Raw genomic sequence first — 17,629 nt, forward strand, 5'->3', positions numbered from 1 at the left:
GCTTCCATCGATTCCATTTGGGTAGTTTCTTCGTCTGCACCGTCTTGGGCGTAGCTTATGCCGGCAATGCCAAAACTGAATAAAACACTCAAAGTAAGTGCGGTCAGTAATTTTTTCATGGTTTCCAAAAGTTGGTTTTTACTTAAGATTAAATCGAACGTTTGTAAATTGTGGTACAAATAAAACTAAAAATCTATTAAATCATTGCGGAGAGGAAGGGATTCGAACCCCCGATCCCCTCACGAGGATACACGCTTTCCAAGCGTGCGCCTTCAGCCACTCGGCCACCTCTCCTATTTCTCTCTAAATTCCTTTATTTTCTTGGGCTAAGAGGCGGCCAAAATACAAAAAATTGCCTTCGACACTAAATGTGAACTTTAACAAATCGTTAATCGGTCGAGATGAGTTTGTAAGCGGTTCGCTCTCCTCTTAAATCTTGCTCGAAGTAGAGACGGAATTCAGCATTGGAAAGACCCTGTCCCAAAAGGTACATACTCTTTGCAACTACTGCTTCCAGCTGCATGTCACCGGCGCTTATCAGTCCTATTCGCTCTAGTTCTCCGCTCGTTTCATATTTACCTTGCCTCACCCCGCCGCCACGACAGTGGGTTGCGTTAATTAGGATTAACCCACGATCTGAAGCTTTTTGGAGAGCCTCCAAAAACCAAGGATAGGTCATCGCATTTCCGCTTCCGTAAGTTCTTACAACCAAAGCGAGATTGTCTTTTATATTGAGTGCAGCTTCTACTATATGTTGTGAAACTCCCGGGAAAAGTGTCAAAACTGCCACACGATTGTCGAGGTCAGGCTCTATTCTAAACGGAAGTGGTGATGGGCTGTTAATAAAACGATCATTGTATTTTATCGTCACACCGGCTTCGGCTAAAAAGGGATAGTTCGGTGATTCAAAAGCCTCAAAGTGCTCTGTATTGTATTTGAAGGTACGGTTTCCGCGATAAAGGTGGTATTCAAAATAGATGGCGACTTCAGGCACCATCGGTACACCATCTTGGTAGTCGCAAGCAATCTCAATAGCGGTTATAAGGTTTTCCTTGCCATCTGTTCGGACCATACCGATTGGCAATTGGGATCCCGTCAGGATTACAGGTTTGGATAAATTGACAAACATGAAACTCAAGGCTGAAGCCGTATAAGCCATGGTATCACTTCCGTGCAAAATCACGAATCCATCGTATTGATCGTAATTGTCAAAAATTATCTGAGCGAGCCTTTGCCAGTGCTCTAAGCCCATGTTGCTGCTGTCGAGCGGCTCTTCAAACGAAAATGTGTTGATAGTGGCAGAAAGCTTTCTTATTTCGGGAATTTGTTTCTCAATACTATCAAAATCAAAAGGGATCAAGCGATTGGTCTCGTAATCTTGAACCATACCGATAGTGCCACCGGTATAAATGAGCAAAATATTTCTCTTAGAAGTCACGTATTTCGAATAGGTCTTTGGCATTGTTAGTAGTCACTTGTGCTATTTCCTCAACCGATTTTTCAAAAATAACGGCGAGTTTATCGGCTACCAATCTGGTGTAAGCCGTTTCGTTTCTTTTTCCTCTGTGAGGGTGGGGTGTGAGGTAGGGGGCATCGGTTTCGAGCATGAGTCTATCCAAGCCAATTTCAGAAAGTACCATGTCCAATCCGCTGTTTTTAAAGGTGGCAACTCCACCAATTCCCAGGTAGAAGCCAGTGTAGCTTAAGGCTTTTTCACCTTGCTCAGCTGTACCCGTAAAACAGTGAAATACGCCCTTTAGTCGTTCATCGTGAACTTCGTCCAAGACTTCAAAAATCTCGTCGAAAGAATCTCTGGCATGAATCACGATTGGTAGATCGGCCTCTTTTGCCCATTCTACCTGCTCTTTGAATGCTTCTACTTGAATGCCTAAAGTCGATTTATCCCAATACAGGTCAATCCCGATTTCTCCCACTGCAAGGTATTTTCCCGTATCCAGCTCCTCTTTAATGACCGTGAGTTGTTCGCGAAAATCGACTTTGACCGAGCAAGGATGAAGCCCCATCATCCCCATGAATTGAGTGGGAAACTCATCCATAATGCGTTTCATAGGTTCAATGCTGTCCACATCTATATTTGGCAAAAGAGTGAGAAGCACATTTTCTTTGAAAGCTCTTTCCATGCAGGCTGCGCGATCCTCATCGAATTGGTCGAGGTACATGTGCGAATGGGTATCTATGATTTTCACGCTTTTCAGTATTGGTTACAAATGACGTAAATCGGTTACATTTGAAAAAATTCAAATTTCTTTGACGAAAGTCCTGATTATTCGGTTCAGCTCCATCGGCGATATTGTTCTGACGACACCCGTTGTGCGAAATCTATTCCAACAGATGTACGAAGGAGCAGAGATACACTTTCTTACCAAGACTCAGTTTAAGTCTCTACTTGAACCAAATCCATACATCGCAAAAGTTTACGGAATTGAGAAGAGTACCAATGAAGTAATCGAAGACCTCAAAGAGGAGCGTTATGACTACGTAATAGACTTGCATATGAACCTTCGCTCTGCGAGGGTAAAGCGGTCACTCAAAATGATTTCATTCAGTTTCAAGAAGTACAATTGGCAAAAATGGTTGCTCGTGAATTTTGGGATTAATAAAATGCCAAAAGTGCACATTGTCGATCGCTATATGGAGACTTTAAAGCCTTTTAGCATTGAGAATGATGGCAAAGGGCTGGACTATTTTTTTCCGGAAGGAGAAGATGCACCACCTTCAGAATTGCCCCAATCCCATAAAGCGGGATATATAGCGGTAGCTATTGGCGCTGCTCATTGGCGGAAAAAGCCAAGGCTGAAGCAGTACATCGAGATTTGCCAAAAAATCAATAACCCTATAATCTTATTGGGTGGGCCATCGGAAAAAGAGGGCGGAAATGAAATTGCCTCGGCCTGCGGTAGCAAGGTTTGGAATGCCGCGGGGAAATTTAACTTGAACGGATCGGCATCACTCATTCGAGATTCAAAACTGGTTATTACACCGGACACCGGGATGATGCACATTGCGTCGGCTTTTAAAAAGCCTATTATCTCTTTTTGGGGGGCAACGGTTCCTGATTTCGGGATGTATCCGTATTTAAATGAAAATCTGGATGAGCGCATCTCAGCAGATCATCTCGGAAAGCGACCTTGCTCCAAGCTTGGCACTAAGTGTAAGTATAAGGAGTGTCTTTGTATTGACGAATTGCCCATCTCAAAGGCAATAGAGGTCGCTAATTCTCAAATAGCGCCTTTAACTCCGTAGCGTCCTTCGGGTCCATTTTCTTCGCCAAAATCAATCCCAGCTGCCTTCTTCGTAAGGCACCATTAAAGCGCTCTTTTTCCAGATCAGTTTCAGGGACGAGTTCAGGCACATGGATGGGCTGGCCTACTTGATCTACTGCTACAAATGTGTATATGGCTTCATTGCATTTGGTGCGCTTTCCCGTGCGATGATCTTCTACTGATACATCGAGAAAAACTTCCATGGAAGAACCAAATGAGCGAGAAACTTTCGATTCGATGGTGAGAATATCTCCGAGTTTGATGGCCTTGTTGAACGAGACGTTGTTTACTGCTGCGGTTACCACTACTCTTCTGCAATGGCGCTGAGCCGAAATGGCTGCATTGATGTCCATCCAATTGAGGAGTTGTCCTCCCATTAGATTCCCCAATGTATTGGTGTCATTTGGTAAAATGATCTTCGAGGTGGTGGCAAATGTTTCGCGCGCAAATTTCTGCTCTCTCATATCCGTTGAATTCTGGCCGCGAAGATACTGCTATAGATTCGATGTTCGTACCTTTGATGCCCAAGATGTACTACACCGCTAAAGCGTTACACCTGATTTTTATGGTGGCCTGGTTTGCAGGGCTTTTCTACATGCCTCGCTTGTTTATTTATCAAACGGAGGCTTCTCAGAAACCCGAAGCAGAAAGAAAGGCATTGGTTGATCAGCTGAAGTTGATGTCAAACAGGCTTTGGTATATCATTACATGGCCTGCTTTTGTCTTAACATTCTGTTTCGGAATCACTATGTTGGTAATGATGCCCGATTGGCTGCAGCAGCCTTGGATGCACGTCAAGTTGGGATTTCTAGCCTTGCTAATAGGATATCACTTTTCGTTGCACTGGCTGTATGGCAAATTGCAAAAAGGAGAATATCCATTGACCAGCATGCAGTTGCGCTTTTACAATGAAGCTGCGACGATTCTGTTATTTGCAATTGTATTCACTGCAACGTTTAAAAACACCATGAGCGGCCTATATGGAATTCTTGGAATAGTAGGTCTTGGTGTGCTTCTCAGCTTTGGAATAATGCTCTATAAAAAATTCAGAAAGGACTAGTTCTGAATTTTTTCCTTGAGCCATTCTTTGGCTTCATTATCAGTCTTAAAAATCTTGGTTGGTCGCTGAGGCTTGTTGTACCTCACGAAAAAGTTAGCCGTCATGTGATGCTGGTAGTGCTCTACGACAATGGCATCGGCGACGATCTGTTCCGTTACATTTCCGGCAGAGACTTTTTCTCTTGCTTCTTGGCTGAGTGTCGCTTCTTTTCCTGCTGTAACCAGAAGGCCGCGGGCTGATGGGAATTCGGAATGAATATTCTCGAATATTTCATCGATTTCGTCGGTTTCGACAGTACAGTTTGGCAAAATGTGTAATTCCACAATACCATCTCCATCCAGCTCGAGGTAGCAATTCTTGAGTTCTATTTTGAGCTCAGCCATTTTAAGATGTTTTTTTCTTTAATAGCCACGCATTGGGAAAGGTCCCATTATCACGAGTGGATTTGAGTTCAGTCAAAGCTTGATCGTAATCGCTGAAGCTTTCTATCTTAACTCTATAAAGCCCTTGGTGTAGATCCAAAATGTTTGCATTGTATCCGCGTGCTTGAAGTCTACCCACAAATTTATCTGCGTTTTGCTTTTCCCCGAAACAACCGCCAATGATGTGATAAAGACCTTCGGTTGTGAAGGGTTTCTCAAGAACAGTATCCTCAGCAATATCGCTCATATTAATCCAAACGCCTAAGGAGTCTACTTTATTTGACTCAAAGTCGAATGGGAAAACCAAGGTGTTTTCAGGGTAATTTGTTTCATCCGCCGGCTCCTCTTTGCTCATTGTGATTTCGCGAGCTGCGTATTTGGGGCTTGCCGAATTACTCAAAGGGATGAGTTCGGCGGGGGTAATTAGGGTTGGACTTTTAAAATCTGTGGTCATTCCCAAATAAATGCTCAATCCTATAAAAGGAAGTAAAGTAGCTGCTGCGACCCAATAGATCCCTCTGTTGTAAGAAGATGGCTCGGCAATTGGAATGACAGGGGTTTCAATTTCTTTCTCGACTTCTTTTTCTTCTACTACAGGAATTTGAGCAACAACCTCAGCCGGCATTGCGAATGACTCGAATCCAAAAGATTGACGCAAATAGTTTATAGTAGTATCCGGTTTGAACCTGAGCTGTTTATTTTCATCAATAAATAGAATGCCCACTTTATTCAATTCAATCCGCCCACTTTCTTTTAAAGTGCTCAGGTATTTTTCTACCGTTTCATGTAGTATGGCATCCGCATCTTGAATAGAAATTCCTTCTGAATTTGAAATTGACTGACTCAAAAGACCGTCGTTTTTTGTAAGATTCTTATTGAACCTCAATTCTTTCGAAGGAGGATGAGCAATACCTTTATCGAAGTACGCAGGCTTGTAGTTGGTTACAAAGCCTCCAAGCTGTGGAACGATCACACAATCGTAATCGAAGAGCAACTCAGAAATGTATTTGTCCAGTTCGGTGTTCATTGACAGTTCGAAATTACATTTTCCGATACCACGGTCAAAGTAAATACTTCTTTTCTATCGCTCGAAGATCTTCACGAGTATCTACCGAATCTGCTCTTTCATTGGTTATGGCGGTATAAATGGACACTCCGTTTTGCAACCATCGCAATTGTTCAAGCCCCTCGATTTTTTCGAGAGGGCTCATTTTGAAACGTTCGGTTTTTTCTAAAGCACTTACCGTGAATCCATAAATGCCTAAATGAATTAAGTAGTCTTCGGGTTTTAGGTCTTTTTTATTCCTTGGAAAAGGAATACCGTGTCTTGAAAAGTACAGCGCTTTGCCGTCTCCGGCGGTTACAGCCTTCACTCGATTGGAGTTTTCAATTTCTTCAAAATTCAATGCCGGACTCACCAAAGTGGCAATTTCTGCATCGGTATTTTCAAGAATAGAAATGACTTGATTGATTTGTTCGGGATTAATGAAAGGCTCATCTCCTTGAATATTTATGGCCAAATCAAAAGACTGCTCAAGACTTTTTAAGGCTTCTCGGCAGCGATCCGTGCCGCTGGGATGTTCCGAAGATGTCATCACGGCATTTCCTCCGAAGGAATTGACCGCATCGAAAATCTCATCGTTATCGGTTGCTACCACTACAAAGTTTAAGTCTGACTTGAGGCATTGTTCGTAAACCCTTTGAATCATTGGCTTACCGCTGATGAGAGCCAAAGGCTTTCCCGGAAATCGGGTTGAACCATATCGTGCTGGAATAATGCCGACTGTATTCATCTTTTATTTTTTTATTTTTCGACTTCGGTTAACCAAAAGTGATGACAAAGATACCTGTAAATAAAGATGAGATTTTTTACCGACTCGCATTGAGTGAAGTTGAAAATGTAGGGATAAAAACCGCAAAGAAACTCATTGGCCATTTTGGTTCGGCCCAAGAGATTTTTCGGCTTAGTGGCAGAGAACTCATGCAGGTTCAAGGAATGGCTCAACACAGAGCTATTTCCATTGCGGGTTTTTCAAATTGGGCTAAGGTAGAGAGAGAGTTTGATTATGCCGAGTCGAATGGAATCAAGGTCATTTCATACACTGACGATCAATACCCCAACAGACTGAAGCACTGTGAAGATGGGCCACTCGTGATCTTTGTAAAAGGTGATGCGAATCTTTCTGCGAGTAGAATGTTGAGCATTGTAGGTACGCGCAAACTTACCGAGTATGGAAAGTCTATGACGCGCAGACTGGTGGAAAGCCTGGTGCCTTATGGTATTACGGTAGTGAGTGGTTTGGCTTATGGGGTGGATGGTGAAGCGCACAAAGCCTGCGTGGATTTTGGTGTAACGACCATTGCTGTTCTTGGGCATGGGTTGAATAAAATTTACCCTTCGGCACATACTCGATTGGCCAATGAAATGGTTGAAAAAGGAGGAGCTTTAATTTCTGAATTCTCTATTGAATCCAAACCTGATCGTGAGAATTTTCCGCAGCGAAATAGAATTGTAGCGGGAATGTGTGATGCCACTTTGGTCATAGAATCGGCTGCCAAAGGGGGATCTATTATCACTGCTGAATTGGCCAATGATTATCATCGCGATGTTTTCGCTATTCCCGGAAGGGTAGGTGATCCTAGGTCTGAAGGATGCAACAAACTGATTAAAGGTCATAGAGCGGCCCTTTTTGAATCAGTCAAAGACTTGGAGTACGTCATGGGTTGGAGTTTACCTGAAAAGGCAAAGCCTGTGCAGAAGAAGATTTTCGTCGATTTAAGTCCTGATGAAGAAGCGGTATTAAATCTATTGAGAGATAAGGGAAGAACTCAGATAGATGAATTGAGTCTATCTCTTAAATCACCCGTTAGTATGGCCATGGTTCACTTGCTCAATTTAGAGCTCAATGGATTGGTGAGGAGTTTACCCGGAAAGTTTTACGAAGCCTGTTGAAGCTCAAAGTGTAATTTAAACACTTTGGTTTATTGGTGTAACTATCTAAAAATCAAATCAAAAAGTTACTTCTAGGGAGCTTTTTAATACAGGTTACAGGACTTGAAAAAACCCTACATTTGCCCCGTTATTTTAATGATAGAACCTATGAAAGCGCATCAATCGCTTATCGATTCATTTATGGATCAAGTACGCGCCAAAAATCCACACGAGGCTGAGTTTCTTCAGGCCGTAGAGGAGGTAGCGGAAGTGATCATTCCTTACTTGGAAGAAAACCCCAAGTATAAAAAAGCCAAAATTCTAGAGCGAATGGTAGAGCCAGAAAGAACAATCATGTTCAGGGTGCCATGGCTAGATGATGAAGGAAATGTTCAAGTAAATCGCGGATACCGTGTTGAGTTTAACTCAGCAATCGGACCTTATAAAGGTGGTTTGCGATTTCACCCATCAGTGAACTTGAGTATTTTGAAATTTCTTGGCTTCGAGCAGGTTTTCAAAAACAGCTTAACCACTTTACCTATGGGCGGTGGTAAAGGGGGGTCTGACTTCGATCCAAAAGGAAAATCCGACAATGAGGTAATGCGTTTTTGCCAGAGCTTTATGACGGAACTTTCTCGCCACATTGGCCCTGATACTGATGTACCTGCGGGAGATATTGGAGTTGGTGGACGCGAAATCGGTTACATGTTCGGTCAGTACAAACGCATCCGAAATGAATTTACCGGAGTACTTACGGGGAAAGGATTTAACTGGGGAGGATCTCGAATTCGCCCTGAAGCAACAGGATACGGTTGCGTATATTTTGCACAGGAGATGCTCAAGCTGAAGAATGATTCTTTGGAAGGAAAGGTCGTAGCGATCAGCGGTTCAGGTAATGTTGCTCAGTATGCTTTCCAAAAGGTCATCCAACTAGGAGGAAAAGTAGTGACTGTGAGCGATTCTGGAGGATACGTTCATTGCGAAAATGGCTTACACAGCGATGCTTTTGCGAAACTTCAGGAGATTAAGAACGAGCGCCGTGGTCGAATTAGCGAATTGGCAGAAGAAATCGAAGGTGTTGAGTATGTTGAAGGTGAGCGTGCCTGGAATGTTCCTTACAACGTTGACATTGCTTTGCCATGTGCTACGCAAAACGAGTTGACAAAAGAGGATGCTGAAAAACTCATTGAAAAAGGAGTTTTCTTGGTGGCAGAAGGCGCCAATATGCCTACTACCCCTGAAGCGATTGAAGTTTTTCATGAGAAAAATGTAGCCTTTGCTCCTGGAAAGGCAAGTAACGCGGGAGGTGTGGCCACTTCAGGACTTGAAATGAGCCAAAACTCCATTCGTATGTCTTGGCCTGCTGAGAAAGTAGACGAACGTCTTCGCAGTATTATGATAGACATTCACGCAGCCTGCGTAAAATATGGCCGTTTGAATGGTAAAATAGATTACGTAAAAGGCGCTAATCTTGCCGGATTCGTAAAAGTAGCTGACGCCATGATGGATCAAGGCGTCGTTTAATAGACCACCACCTATTGAAAAGCAAAAGCCAGTGGCGATTTATTTCGTCATTGGCTTTTTTCATTTTGAACTCATCCAGCTATCGGATGATTTTTTTCATTAGGAAATCTTCGTAGAGAAAACCTTCAGGCCCCGGAAAGTCAATTGATTCGGTGATGTTGAAATCCCGGTTTTGATAGAATGAAATGGCCGAATCATTTTCGCGATTGACGCGAAGTTCAATATGATTAAGATCGGCATCAAACGCGATTTCTTCGATTTTCTTCATTACTTCTGCGCCATATCCCTTTCCTTGTATGGATGGGTGAATGTAAATCTTGTCAAGTTTAAGAAAACCGGAATGCTTTTCTACGGCTGTATACCCAACGGCCTTGTCGCCATCGTAGATGAAGTAGAGCTCGTTTCCTTCTCGGGAAAGCCAAGCTGTTAGAAGTTCATCGTTGTACATTCCCGAGAACAATGCTCGCAATTGGGCCTCATCGAAAAGTGGTGCAAAGGCGGGAAGCCAGATTTCCTCTGCCAACTGATAAAGGAGAGGTAAATCTTGCACGGTAGCTCTTTGGAATTTGAGGTCTACCACTTGTATTTATCTATGTCCCGGCGCTCGCGTTTGGTCGGCCTCCCTTCTCCTTTGCGACGGTCGAAGCCCGGCATCATTTTCATCATCTCCAACTTCTCGATCTCCTCCGCCGGGGTGACCTCTTTAATGAATTGATCTACTAGTTTGGCACCGACTCTTCTTTTCAAGAGTTCCTTCACTTTATAGCTCCGCCATATAGGATTGCGTTTGACTTTAATGACGTCGCCAACTTTAACGGACTGAGAAGCTTTAATCCCTTCTTCATTGATCAAAACATTGCCTGCCTTGATTTCAGAAGCGCTTATCGAGCGGGTTTTAAAAAGCCGAACAGCCCAGATAAATTTATCGATTCTCAAATCTTCCATTATCCGAAGGTAATACGATTTGATATAATCATATAGCTCCTTGGATACTTCTGACTTGTTCGGCTTTCACCAATTCTCGGATATAAGCAGTTACATTACCTTTTGCCATGAGGGCTTTCGCTTGAGCTACGATTTTCTTGTAAGATGTTTCTTGTGACATGTTCGTTTGTTTTTGATTTCCTTTCGGAAACCAAAACCTGTGCCAAACGAATGTCTACTCATAGAAGTGCATCTCCTTCAAGTAGTTATAGACGGGCTCGGTCAATAGGTATTTGACATCGTGACCTCTTTTTATGGCATCACGGACAAAACTGGCAGACAATTTCATGACCGGAGCATCAACTTGATGAATATTTGGATGATCTCCGATTTTTGACATGGTCCGATGGGGTTTTAAATCGGCCTTCTCTTGTATAGTCAAGACTCGCGGGTAGACGAAGATGTGATGATTTTGGAGAATTACTTCGTGGTTTTTCCACTTGTGAAAAGTCCGAAGATTGTCTTCTCCCATGATTAACGCAAATTCCGTTTCGCGGTGTTCATCAGTCAGATAAGCCAGTGTGGCTGCAGTGAATGATGGTTTAGAAAGATTGAACTCCACATCGCTCACACGTAGCTTGGGATTATCTTCCACAGCTATTCGAGTCAGGGCCAGTCGATGGTAATCGGCCAAAAGTGTGTTTTTCTGCTTTAAGGGGTTTTGAGGTGTGACCACTAGCCAAACCTCATCCAGATCGGTGTGATCAGCCATGTGGTTGGCAATGATCAGATGGCCCACATGTACGGGGTTGAAGGTGCCGAAGTAGAGTCCGACTTTTTTCATTCTGCCAAAAACATTTTCACTTTCTCCTGGGCTTCTTTGCACGCTACTTCAAGTATATCGTTGATAATTGTGGTATCAAATTTCGATTCGTAGGCCAGTTCTCTTTCGGCTTTGGAAAGTCGTTTCTGCAGACTTTCCTCTGTTTCCGTTCCGCGCGATCTGAGTCGTTCTTCAAGAACATCTATACTTGGGGGGCGCACAAATATGGCAAGAGCCCGATCTCCAAAAGTCTCTTTCAAGTTGGCTCCACCCTCCACATCTACATCAAAGATGACATGCTTTCCTTCGCTCCAAAGTCGATTGATCTCCGATTTCAGAGTGCCATAAAACTGATCTGTGTATACTTCTTCCCATTCCAAAAATTCAGATGTGGCAATTTTCTTTTTGAAATCATCTGCTGAAATGAAGTGGTAGTGTATGCCAGGTGTTTCACCCTTTCTGGGTTCGCGTGAAGTCGCAGATACCGAGAACGCAAGATTGTCAAAAGTCTTTAGCAAATGCCGAACAATCGTGGTTTTTCCAGCGCCGGATGGTGCGCAAACGATTATGCTTTTTCCACTCTGGGCCATTACTTGATATTGAGCAGCTGCTCCTTAATTTTCTCTAACTCGTCTTTCATTTGTACCACCAATTGTTGGATAGGCACATAATTGGCTTTCGAGCCCATTGTATTAATTTCTCTTCCCATTTCTTGAGAAATGAAACCGAGTTTTTTTCCAGCTTCCGAAGACTCATTGAGCGTATCCAAGAAATACTTGCAATGACTTTTTAATCGAATTTCTTCTTCGGTGATATCTAGCTTTTCTAGGTAATAAACGATTTCTTGCTCGAGTCTGTTCTGATCGGCTTGCTCTTTTTGGATCAGCTCAGCGATATTATTTTGGATGCGTTGTCGTACCTCTTTAATTCGTTCGTCAAGGTGCGGTTCGAGATCTGTCGTCAAGGTTTCGATATTCCTGACGCGCTGAACAATGTCTGTTTCCAATCTTTTTCCCTCACTCAGTCGAAATTCATTCAAAGCCTCTGCAGCCTTCTCGACCGCTTCTTTGACGACAGTCCATTCTTCATCACTTAGTTCAGGCCTTTCCGTTTTTAAAACTTCGGGAAATCCAAGAAGCGAAGTAAGGAGTCCGTCAGGTTCCTTCAAACCTGTTTTTCCACTAAGATCTCTGATTTGGTCGAGATAGAGTTGAGCCAATTTGTGATTGATGGTCACGTTTCGATCTCCCTCGGGAGACTCTGTGTAGATGGACAAGTCCACTTTTCCCCTGCCGAGAACCTTTGACATCATCGATCTGATGATTAACTCTTTCTCGCGGTAGAGAGAAGGCATTTTCATCGAAAGATCAAACTGTTTGCTGTTAAGCGATTTGATCTCTACGGTAATTTTTTTGTCGGCAAATTGGGCAGAGGCTTTGCCAAAGCCCGTCATTGATTGAAGCATATTTCTACTTAGAGCGCCAAATGTAACCAATTCCAATCAGGCCAATACCTTCATTGCCTCTACCTGTTTCTTTGCATTACCTGCAATTGCTTCTGCTGAGGTTTCGAGGACAGGTCTTTTCAAAAATGTATAATCCAACAATAAATACTTTCTATACTCTCTCTCGTTCAATACTTTTTCGTTTAATCCAAGTTCGCGGTATTTTCGAGCTCGCTTGCTGAAAATGGCTTCGTAAGAGCCTGCTTTTTGTGCCAAACGATCCACTTCCTCCTCGTTTATAGGTCGAGACTTGATTTCTCTCAATTCAACTTCATCACTTAAAGCCAGTTCTTTCATAATTCGCTGGCAGGTATTACAGGTTTCGAGATAAAAGAACTTCTTCATTGTTTACGGACTTGTTTAAGTTAATTTTGTAATTCACGAATATTTAAAGCGAAAAGCCACAAAGATACTTGCTCCCAAAAGAAAACGACATAGTAGATAAATTGAGTGTGAGGAAGATTATTCTTCCTGTTTTTTTGGGTTTGAGCGTGGCTGTTCTTCTGCTTTATTTCAACCTCACGGATACCCGTTTTGAAGAAGTCATCGATGGCACTTGCGGTGACTATGCCTGGGTGGATGCCAACGGAAATGGAATTCCCGATTACAGCAGCGAAGAAGAGTTTGAATTCGTTGGGGATTGTGCAGGTCAATATACTTTGCGCACGTACAGAGATACACTGAGGGATATCCAGTGGACATGGGCGAGCACCTTTTGGATTTTTATGGCATTGTTGGCAATGGCCATGCGAGATCTGGCCTATATGTATCGAATAAGGGTGCTTACCGATAATCTCCTCAGTTGGTTGCAAAGCTTCAGAGTGATTATGCTCTGGGAGTTTGCCTCAGCTCTTACTCCGAGTATCGTCGGAGGAAGCGGTATAGCCATGTTTATTGTCCATAGGGAAGGGATCAAGCTTGGGAAAAGTACAGCTATTGTACTGGTCTCGGCGTTGCTCGATGAGCTTTTTTACATTTTGACAGTAGTGGTGGTTTTAGTCGCAATAGGATCTGATGATCTCTTTCCGGTAAGTATGCAAAAAACCCTCTTCGGGACCACTTTCGGCACTCAGGGAATTTTTTGGATAGGTTATGGCTTCATTGTCATACTAACGACTTCGATTCTCATTGCTGTGTTCACTTTGCCGCGCGCATTTAAATATTTGCTGCTGCAAATATTCAGACTGCCTATTCTCAGAAGATGGAGGTATGGCGTGATCAACGTGGGCGACGACATCATCACAACGAGTGAAGAACTAAAAGGAAAGCCAATTAATTACTGGCTCAAGGCTTTTGGTGCAACTTACGTGTCCTGGACTGCGCGGTACATTGTGGTAAATTTTCTAATACTTGCTTTTGCCTCAGCTGATAGCTCGTTACTCAATGGATTTTTAGATCAGATTCTCATCTATGCTCGACAGCTGGTTATGTGGGTTATTATGCTCATTAGCCCAACGCCCGGCAGCTCGGGAGTTGCTGAATTTGCTTTCTCAGGCTTCTTAAAAGAGTTTATTCCCTTGGGTCTGGTGGGAGCATTGGCGCTTCTTTGGAGATTGATCTCTTATTACCCGTACTTGTTCATTGGAGCCATAATTCTACCTAGATGGTTGCGAGCCACATCTCTGAAACAGAAGAGAGAAAAGACCGAAAATTAGGGTGTTGGTTTCGCATTGAGCATTCATATAAATTGGGAAAGCAATTATGAAATTCGGAACGAAAGCCATTCATGCCGGTGTAGAGCCGGATCCATCAACGGGAGCCATTATGACTCCGATTTTCCAAACGTCTACTTACGTTCAAGAAGCGGTTGGGGTCAACAAGGGCTACGCGTACTCAAGAACACAGAACCCCACACGTGCTGCCTTGGAAAGTAGTTTAGCGGCTTTGGAAAATGCCAATTACGGGGCTTGTTTTGGCAGTGGATTGGCTGCAATTGATTGCCTTCTTAAAACACTAAGCCCGGGTGATGAGGTAATAAGTACCAACGATCTTTATGGTGGAACTTATCGATTGTTCAATACCATTTTTGCAAAGTACGGGATCAAATTTCTTTACGTTGCCATGGACGATCCGACAAAGGTGGCAGAGGCCATTGGTGCCAATACAAAGATGGTTTGGATTGAAACTCCGACGAATCCAATGCTCAATATTATAGACATAAGAGCGATAGTGAATGCGGTAAATGGCTCCGATGCTATGGTCGTGGTTGACAATACTTTTTCAACACCCTATCTCCAGACTCCTCTCGATTTAGGCGCTGATGTAGTCATGCATTCTGTGACCAAGTATTTGGGTGGTCATAGTGATGTAGTCATGGGAGCTTTGGTTACAAATGACGAAGCTATTGCATCAGAAATATACCGCATTCAAAATTCTTCCGGAGCAATTTCAGGTCCCCAGGATTGCTTTTTGGTTTTGCGAGGTGTTAAGACTTTGCACCTTCGCATGCAGCGCCATTGTGAGAATGCAATGGCGGTGGCGAACTATTTGAGCAATCATCCTGCAATAGAAAAGCTATACTACCCTGGACTAGCGTCTCACCCTGGCCATGAAATTGCCAAAAAGCAAATGCGAGGTTTTAGCGGAATGGTATCATTTACGCTAAAAACAGACACGGTGAAAGCTGCTCACGACATGGTAGCCCGATGTAAGATTTTTACTCTAGCAGAATCGCTCGGTGGGGTTGAAAGTTTGATAGGACACCCTGCTACAATGACTCACGCTTCCATTCCCGAGGACCTTAGGAAAGAGTCTGGAGTTGTAGATTCTTTGATTCGATTGAGCGTAGGAGTCGAAGACATTGAAGATCTTAGAGCTGATTTGGAACAAGCATTAGCTTAGCCTTCCAAGAGTATTTTGCCCCGGATTGATCAGATTATTAGGGTAAAATCGGTTGCGCTTGTACTTTAACTGTCCAACCTAGATGTCGGGTTGCCGATGCATTGGACTTTACTTATTCGTATCTTCGCAAAGCCGAAAAATTTACTGTAAAAAACCACCATGAGAAGATTTCAATCACTACTGTTAGTAGTTGCCACAATGCTCATTTCAACTACAATTTTAGCCCAAGAGCAAGACTTTGTAGACCCTGGTCATTTAACCTGTGCCAAGAATGATGCAACCGAAGCATTATTTCAAAAGTATCCTGAGCAAAGGGCGATAGCCGAACAAGCCAGAAAAAAGCTTCAGGCCGAAACAGAGGCCTTCTCTAATTCAAAAGGTAACGAAGATGACGTTATTATTATTCCGGTAGTCTTTCATGTTGTTCATGCAGGTGGCGATGAGAACATCTCTGATGAACAAATTCAAAGCGCGATAGATGTGCTCAATGAAGACTTTAATGCTGCCAATAGCGATATAGATCAAGTTGTGGATGAATTCGCGGATATTGTAGGAGATGTTGGCTTCGAGTTCAGACTGGCAAAAATTGATCCCGATGGAAACTGCACAAACGGAATTACACGTCATTTGACCGAACTTACTGACGAAGGGTTTTTTGATATGAAGGATGAGACAGGGATTTGGGACAGGAGCAGCTATCTCAATATTTGGACTTGCCGACAAATCGGAGAAGGTACTGCAGGGTATACCTTTATTCCAAGTACTGTATCAGGTGGGTTCGGCCAATTATATGATGGAATAGTTCTTTTGCACGATTACGTGGGCCGAATTGGGACTTCTAACTCGACCAGAAGTCATGCACTTTCCCACGAGGTAGGGCATTGGGCCAACCTAGAGCACACTTGGGGAACAGATAACAACCCTGCAGATCCATCAAGTTGCAGTGGTAGTGGAAGCAGTGATTTTGTTTCGGATACTCCCAATACAATCGGGTGGACGTCTTGTGATCTAGATGGTGCGACATGTGGGTCTCTTGATAACGTCGAGAATTTTATGGACTATTCCTACTGTTATAAGATGTTTACTGAAGGTCAGGGAAACCGAATGACAGCAGCCATGAACAGCAGCACTGCTCAAAGAAACCAACTATGGACTGATTTAAATTTGGCTGAAACAGGCGTTCTTGATCCTGCCGAAATTTGCTTTGCAGAATTTGTAACTGATAGAGATCCAAATATTTGTGCGGGTCAAGAAATTGGGTTTGACGACATTTCTTACAACGGCGTAGAAAATAGAACTTGGACCTTTGAAGGTGGAACCCCTTCAACTAGTAGTGAGAATAATCCGGTGGTCGTCTATGATACTCCGGGAACTTATTCGGTTACTCTATCCGTCAGCAATGCCCAAGGCGAAGAAACGGTTGTAAAAGAAGACTTGATAAACGTTCTCGGTGAAGCGCAGTACGCTCTTCCCTTTCAGGAGGGTTTTGAAGATATGTCAGACATAGAAGAAAACAATGAATGGGTTGTTGTAAATCCTGATGAGTCAGGAATCCGTTGGACACTGACTGATCAGGCTTCGCTCACCGGCGATCAATCAGTTTATGTGCGAGGAAGAACCAATGACGATTTCCAAACAGAAACACTTGAAAGCCCGACTTTTGATCTATCTGGTTTAGAGGATAATGCGGTGCTTTCTTTCAAGTATGCGCATGCAAGAAGAAATTCCAATTCGGATGATTTCTTTCAAGTTAGAATTTCCAGGAACTGCGGAGAAAACTGGAATCTTCGAGAAACAAGGGATATTGACGAACTGCCTACCGTTAGTGGAAATGTAAGTGGACAATTTTTCCCTGACTCTGATGGAGACTGGGAAGAAGTAATAATTGATAACATAAGTTCAATTTTCTTAACCGATGAATTCAGAATAAGATTTGAGTTCACAAGTGTTGGTGGAAACAACATATTCATCGATGATATCAATATTTACGACCCTAACACCTTGAGCGTTGATAATAATGAGGTTGTTAAGGAAATAACTCTTTTTCCAAACCCTGCTACCGACAACGTCAGACTTCGGCTAGACCTTTCTGAAAACCAAAACATCAGAATAGATGTTGTTGATGCATCGGGACGGGTTGTGCAGTCTCCGTATACAGGTACAATGACCTCGGGAACGCAAAGTATCCAGATTCAACTTGATTCATCTTTGACTCCAGGGATGTATTTTGTTAGATTGACTGGTGAAGAAGGAATCGCAGTGAGGAAGCTTATTGTCAAATAAGCTTACTACCCCTTTCTGCTCAAAGTAAAGCC

At 43.1% G+C, this 17,629-nt stretch carries 20 protein-coding genes and 1 tRNA gene; 7 read left to right on the top strand and 14 right to left on the bottom strand.

All coding sequences use genetic code 11. The annotated features are described in order from the left end of the window. Positions 1-207: 207 nt before the first annotated feature. The 3 genes from O3Q51_03665 to O3Q51_03675 all read right to left on the bottom strand — a co-directional run bounded on the left by O3Q51_03665 (position 208) and on the right by O3Q51_03675 (position 2,201). A tRNA-Ser gene (locus tag O3Q51_03665) sits at positions 208-294 on the bottom strand. 94 nt (positions 295-388) lie between these two features. After that, a complete protein-coding gene (locus O3Q51_03670; protein ID MCZ4407890.1) occupies positions 389-1,462 on the bottom strand; it encodes an asparaginase in 1,074 nt (357 codons plus the stop codon). Then, entirely contained in the window at positions 1,428-2,201 is a 774-nt protein-coding gene (locus tag O3Q51_03675) for a TatD family hydrolase (GenBank protein MCZ4407891.1), read from the bottom strand. The genes O3Q51_03670 and O3Q51_03675 overlap by 35 nt, the downstream gene beginning before the upstream one ends. A gap of 67 nt (positions 2,202-2,268) precedes the next feature. Between O3Q51_03675 and O3Q51_03680 the strand changes: the two genes are divergently transcribed. After that, complete coding sequence (locus O3Q51_03680; GenBank protein ID MCZ4407892.1) at positions 2,269-3,264, top strand: glycosyltransferase family 9 protein; 996 nt, start codon at positions 2,269-2,271, stop codon at positions 3,262-3,264. On the opposite strand, the gene O3Q51_03685 is transcribed toward O3Q51_03680, so the two are convergent. Then, positions 3,233-3,748 carry an acyl-CoA thioesterase gene (locus O3Q51_03685; protein ID MCZ4407893.1) on the bottom strand — a complete coding sequence of 172 codons (516 nt, stop codon included), beginning with the start codon at positions 3,746-3,748 and terminating at the stop codon, positions 3,233-3,235. The genes O3Q51_03680 and O3Q51_03685 overlap by 32 nt on opposite strands. Positions 3,749-3,804: 56 nt before the next feature. Here O3Q51_03685 and O3Q51_03690 point away from each other — a divergent pair, with 56 nt between their 5' ends. Next, on the top strand, positions 3,805-4,344 hold the full coding sequence (locus O3Q51_03690; protein ID MCZ4407894.1) for a CopD family protein: 540 nt from the start codon (positions 3,805-3,807) through the stop codon (positions 4,342-4,344). Here O3Q51_03690 and O3Q51_03695 read toward each other — a convergent pair. Genes O3Q51_03695 through kdsB form a run of 3 tightly spaced genes read right to left on the bottom strand, consistent with a single transcriptional unit; the run spans position 4,341 to position 6,559 of the window. Then, positions 4,341-4,727, bottom strand: a complete 387-nt coding sequence (locus tag O3Q51_03695) for a hypothetical protein (protein MCZ4407895.1) — start codon at positions 4,725-4,727, stop codon at positions 4,341-4,343. The two genes, O3Q51_03690 and O3Q51_03695, sit on opposite strands and share 4 nt — an antisense overlap. Position 4,728: 1 nt before the next feature. Then, complete coding sequence (locus O3Q51_03700) at positions 4,729-5,793, bottom strand: SPOR domain-containing protein (GenBank protein ID MCZ4407896.1); 1,065 nt, start codon at positions 5,791-5,793, stop codon at positions 4,729-4,731. Positions 5,794-5,827: 34 nt separating this feature from the next. Further along, positions 5,828-6,559 carry a 3-deoxy-manno-octulosonate cytidylyltransferase gene (kdsB, locus tag O3Q51_03705; GenBank protein ID MCZ4407897.1) on the bottom strand — a complete coding sequence of 244 codons (732 nt, stop codon included), beginning with the start codon at positions 6,557-6,559 and terminating at the stop codon, positions 5,828-5,830. Positions 6,560-6,600: 41 nt separating this feature from the next. Between kdsB and dprA the strand changes: the two genes are divergently transcribed. Further along, positions 6,601-7,719 (top strand): DNA-processing protein DprA, encoded by a 1,119-nt coding sequence (gene dprA, locus O3Q51_03710; GenBank protein MCZ4407898.1) that lies wholly within the window; start codon positions 6,601-6,603, stop codon positions 7,717-7,719. A 147-nt stretch (positions 7,720-7,866) separates the two neighbouring features. Further along, a complete protein-coding gene (gdhA, locus tag O3Q51_03715) occupies positions 7,867-9,222 on the top strand; it encodes an NADP-specific glutamate dehydrogenase (protein ID MCZ4407899.1) in 1,356 nt (451 codons plus the stop codon). Positions 9,223-9,301: 79 nt separating this feature from the next. Here gdhA and O3Q51_03720 read toward each other — a convergent pair whose 3' ends face one another. The 7 genes from O3Q51_03720 to O3Q51_03750 are packed head-to-tail and all read right to left on the bottom strand — an operon-like array spanning position 9,302 to position 12,818. Next, complete coding sequence (locus O3Q51_03720) at positions 9,302-9,802, bottom strand: GNAT family N-acetyltransferase (GenBank protein ID MCZ4407900.1); 501 nt, start codon at positions 9,800-9,802, stop codon at positions 9,302-9,304. Beyond that, a complete protein-coding gene (locus tag O3Q51_03725) occupies positions 9,796-10,167 on the bottom strand; it encodes a S4 domain-containing protein (protein ID MCZ4407901.1) in 372 nt (123 codons plus the stop codon). The genes O3Q51_03720 and O3Q51_03725 overlap by 7 nt, the downstream gene beginning before the upstream one ends. Positions 10,168-10,195: 28 nt before the next feature. Further along, a complete protein-coding gene (locus O3Q51_03730; GenBank protein ID MCZ4407902.1) occupies positions 10,196-10,327 on the bottom strand; it encodes a hypothetical protein in 132 nt (43 codons plus the stop codon). 54 nt (positions 10,328-10,381) lie between these two features. Continuing rightward, complete coding sequence (gene nadD / locus O3Q51_03735) at positions 10,382-10,990, bottom strand: nicotinate (nicotinamide) nucleotide adenylyltransferase (GenBank protein MCZ4407903.1); 609 nt, start codon at positions 10,988-10,990, stop codon at positions 10,382-10,384. Then, positions 10,987-11,559 (bottom strand): guanylate kinase, encoded by a 573-nt coding sequence (gene gmk, locus O3Q51_03740; GenBank protein ID MCZ4407904.1) that lies wholly within the window; start codon positions 11,557-11,559, stop codon positions 10,987-10,989. The genes nadD and gmk overlap by 4 nt, the downstream gene beginning before the upstream one ends. Next, complete coding sequence (locus O3Q51_03745) at positions 11,559-12,434, bottom strand: YicC family protein (protein ID MCZ4407905.1); 876 nt, start codon at positions 12,432-12,434, stop codon at positions 11,559-11,561. Before O3Q51_03745 ends, gmk begins: the two co-directional genes overlap by 1 nt. A gap of 36 nt (positions 12,435-12,470) precedes the next feature. Continuing rightward, complete coding sequence (locus O3Q51_03750) at positions 12,471-12,818, bottom strand: hypothetical protein (GenBank protein MCZ4407906.1); 348 nt, start codon at positions 12,816-12,818, stop codon at positions 12,471-12,473. Positions 12,819-12,925: 107 nt separating this feature from the next. Here O3Q51_03750 and O3Q51_03755 point away from each other — a divergent pair, with 107 nt between their 5' ends. From O3Q51_03755 to O3Q51_03765, 3 genes are all read left to right on the top strand, one after another. After that, entirely contained in the window at positions 12,926-14,128 is a 1,203-nt protein-coding gene (locus O3Q51_03755; GenBank protein MCZ4407907.1) for a lysylphosphatidylglycerol synthase transmembrane domain-containing protein, read from the top strand. Positions 14,129-14,174: 46 nt separating this feature from the next. Further along, complete coding sequence (locus tag O3Q51_03760; protein MCZ4407908.1) at positions 14,175-15,314, top strand: cystathionine gamma-synthase; 1,140 nt, start codon at positions 14,175-14,177, stop codon at positions 15,312-15,314. A 159-nt stretch (positions 15,315-15,473) separates the two neighbouring features. After that, positions 15,474-17,597: a M43 family zinc metalloprotease gene (locus O3Q51_03765; GenBank protein ID MCZ4407909.1), complete on the top strand. Its 2,124-nt coding sequence runs from the start codon at positions 15,474-15,476 to the stop codon at positions 17,595-17,597. The last annotated feature ends 32 nt before the right edge of the window (positions 17,598-17,629 follow it).

Source organism: Cryomorphaceae bacterium 1068 (genome assembly GCA_027214385.1).
Taxonomy (GTDB): Bacteria; Bacteroidota; Bacteroidia; order Flavobacteriales_D; family Cryomorphaceae; genus JAKVAV01.

Bases quoted from the DNA above. Each gene is read 5' to 3' on its own strand.
- O3Q51_03670 (MCZ4407890.1), bottom strand. From the start codon at position 1,462: ATGCCAAAGACCTATTCGAAATACGTGACTTCTAAGAGAAATATTTTG.
- O3Q51_03685 (MCZ4407893.1), bottom strand. From the start codon at position 3,748: ATGAGAGAGCAGAAATTTGCGCGCGAAACATTTGCCACCACCTCGAAG.
- O3Q51_03690 (MCZ4407894.1), top strand. From the start codon at position 3,805: ATGCCCAAGATGTACTACACCGCTAAAGCGTTACACCTGATTTTTATG.
- O3Q51_03695 (MCZ4407895.1), bottom strand. From the start codon at position 4,727: ATGGCTGAGCTCAAAATAGAACTCAAGAATTGCTACCTCGAGCTGGAT.
- O3Q51_03700 (MCZ4407896.1), bottom strand. From the start codon at position 5,793: ATGAACACCGAACTGGACAAATACATTTCTGAGTTGCTCTTCGATTAC.
- kdsB (MCZ4407897.1), bottom strand. From the start codon at position 6,559: ATGAATACAGTCGGCATTATTCCAGCACGATATGGTTCAACCCGATTT.
- dprA (MCZ4407898.1), top strand. From the start codon at position 6,601: ATGACAAAGATACCTGTAAATAAAGATGAGATTTTTTACCGACTCGCA.
- gdhA (MCZ4407899.1), top strand. From the start codon at position 7,867: ATGAAAGCGCATCAATCGCTTATCGATTCATTTATGGATCAAGTACGC.
- O3Q51_03725 (MCZ4407901.1), bottom strand. From the start codon at position 10,167: ATGGAAGATTTGAGAATCGATAAATTTATCTGGGCTGTTCGGCTTTTT.
- O3Q51_03730 (MCZ4407902.1), bottom strand. From the start codon at position 10,327: ATGTCACAAGAAACATCTTACAAGAAAATCGTAGCTCAAGCGAAAGCC.
- nadD (MCZ4407903.1), bottom strand. From the start codon at position 10,990: ATGAAAAAAGTCGGACTCTACTTCGGCACCTTCAACCCCGTACATGTG.
- gmk (MCZ4407904.1), bottom strand. From the start codon at position 11,559: ATGGCCCAGAGTGGAAAAAGCATAATCGTTTGCGCACCATCCGGCGCT.
- O3Q51_03745 (MCZ4407905.1), bottom strand. From the start codon at position 12,434: ATGCTTCAATCAATGACGGGCTTTGGCAAAGCCTCTGCCCAATTTGCC.
- O3Q51_03750 (MCZ4407906.1), bottom strand. From the start codon at position 12,818: ATGAAGAAGTTCTTTTATCTCGAAACCTGTAATACCTGCCAGCGAATT.
- O3Q51_03760 (MCZ4407908.1), top strand. From the start codon at position 14,175: ATGAAATTCGGAACGAAAGCCATTCATGCCGGTGTAGAGCCGGATCCA.
- O3Q51_03765 (MCZ4407909.1), top strand. From the start codon at position 15,474: ATGAGAAGATTTCAATCACTACTGTTAGTAGTTGCCACAATGCTCATT.